1 protein-coding gene and 1 tRNA gene are annotated in these 2,179 nt (G+C 69.0%); both read left to right on the top strand.

The window, feature by feature from the left end:
• The first annotated feature begins 4 nt into the window (after positions 1 to 4).
• Positions 5 to 78, top strand: a tRNA-Pro gene (locus ABZT17_RS45090).
• 168 nt (positions 79 to 246) lie between these two features.
• Entirely contained in the window at positions 247 to 2,079 is a 1,833-nt protein-coding gene (locus ABZT17_RS45085; protein ID WP_356357993.1) for an ABC transporter ATP-binding protein, read from the top strand.
• Positions 2,080 to 2,179 lie beyond the last annotated feature (100 nt).

Genomic DNA, 2,179 nt, shown 5'->3' with positions numbered 1-2,179 from the left:
GCACCGGGACGTGGCGCAGCTTGGTAGCGCACTTGACTGGGGGTCAAGGGGTCGCAGGTTCAAATCCTGTCGTCCCGACGGTGCGAAGGGTCTTCATGGACGAGAGTCCATGGGGGCCCTTTTCGTATGGGTGTTCCGATGCTGTTCCGGCCGGGTGCGTGGCCGGAAAAAACGCGTGGACCGCGTGGGTGCCGTAGCGGGAGACTCCCTTTTCCTACCCCCGCCGCACGAACCCACAGGATCGGGATGGGACTGCCTGAATCAGGAGAAAATCCGGTGCGCAGGGGCTCCGTGCTCCTCGCGCTTCGCTACTACGGACGGGAGTTGGCCCGGCTCAAACGGCTGACGGCCCCCGCCATGCTGCTGCCGGCTCTCGGCAACATCGGCCTCAACTACATCGCCCCCCTGCTGGTCGCCAAGCTCGTCGCCCGCATCGCCGGTGACCACGGCTCCGACCTCCGCTCCAACCTGCCGTACGTCCTCGCCTTCGCCGGCGTCATGCTGGCGTCGGAGGGCGTGTGGCGCATCGGTCTGCACTGCCTCAACCGCCTGGACGCACTGGGCATCGAGCACCTCTACGTCATCGGAATGGACGAACTCTTCGCCAAGGACGCGGCGTTCTTCCACGACAACTTCGCCGGCTCGCTGACCAAGCGCGTACTGAGCTTCGCCTCCCGCTTCGAGGAGTTCATCGACACCCTCACCTTCAACGTCGTCGGCAGTTTCGTACCGCTGCTGTTCGGCTCGGTGGTGCTGTGGCGCTACGAACCGCTGCTCGTCGTGGGCCTGTTGGCGATGATCGGGCTGACGGCACTGATCGTGATCCCCCTCATCCGCCGCCGACAGGCCCTCGTCGACGAGCGCGAGGAGGCCATCGCCCGGGTGTCGGGTCATGTCGCCGACAGTCTGATGAACATGGACACGGTCCGGGCCTTCGCCGCCGAGGAACGCGAGGCGGCCGAACACCGCTCCCGCGTCGCGCACTCGCGGCGCCTCACGCTCCGGTCCTGGGACTACGGCAATCTGCGCATCGACACGCTGGTCGCACCGATGTCCGTGCTGACCAACGTCCTGGGCCTGCTGCTCGCGGTCGCGATCGGCGGCGGTGAGCACGGGGTGGAGGCGGTCGTGGTCGCCTTCACCTACTACACCAACGCCACCAAGATCATGTTCGAGTTCAACCAGATCTACCGGCGTCTGGAGAGCTCGATGACGGAGGCCGCGCAGTTCACCGAACTGCTGCTGGTGCCCCCGACGGTGGTCGACCCGGCCTCGCCGGAGCCGCTCACCCACGGCGCCGCCGACGTCCGCTTCGAGCGGGTGGTCTTCTCCCACGGAGGCGGGAAGCCGCTCTTCCAGGGCCTCGACCTGACCGTGTCCAGCGGCACCAGGATCGGGCTCGTCGGCCGCTCCGGCGGCGGCAAGACCACCCTGACCCGGCTGCTGCTGCGGATGACCGACATCGACGGCGGCCGCATCCTCGTCGGCGGCCAGGACATCAGCCGGATGCGCCAGGCCGACCTGAGGGGCCTCATCGCCTACGTCCCCCAGGACCCGGCCATGTTCCACCGCACCCTGCGCGACAACATCGCCTTCGCCCGGCCGGACGCCACCGAAGCCGACATCCGGCGCGCGGCCGAGGCGGCCCACGTCACGGAGTTCGCCGACGCGCTGCCGGACGGCTTCGAGACCATGGTCGGCGAGCGCGGCATCAAACTCTCCGGCGGGCAGCGCCAGCGGGTCGCCCTCGCCCGGGCGATCCTGCGCGACGCGCCGATCCTGCTGCTCGACGAGGCCACCAGCGCCCTGGACTCGGAGAGCGAACTCCTCGTGCAGGAAGCGCTGTGGCGGCTGATGGAGGGCCGCACGGCACTCGTGGTGGCCCACCGGCTGAGCACGGTCGCGGGCATGGACCGGCTGGTGGTCCTGGATCGCGGGCAGATCGTCGAACAGGGCACGCACCAGGAGCTGCTGGCGGTGGACGGCGCCTACGCGAAGCTCTGGCAGCACCAGTCGGGCGGCTTCCTGGACGACAACGCGACCGTCTCCGGGAGCCCCGAGGGCGCCGACATGCACTGAAGCTCCGGCCCGGCGGCGCGGCCCGGTCCCGGGGGTCGACCTCGAATCTCTGACCGGTGATGTCGCTCACGGCCTGTTTGGCGACGGTGTTCTTCCGGGC

It is taken from the genome of Streptomyces sp. NPDC005648 (genome assembly GCF_040605395.1).
GTDB lineage: Bacteria > Actinomycetota > Actinomycetes > Streptomycetales > Streptomycetaceae > Streptomyces.
Note: the sequence above shows the minus strand (reverse complement) of the source record. Positions and strands in the feature narration are given on the sequence as shown.

Bases quoted from the DNA above. Each gene is read 5' to 3' on its own strand.
- ABZT17_RS45085 (WP_356357993.1), top strand. From the start codon at position 247: ATGGGACTGCCTGAATCAGGAGAAAATCCGGTGCGCAGGGGCTCCGTG.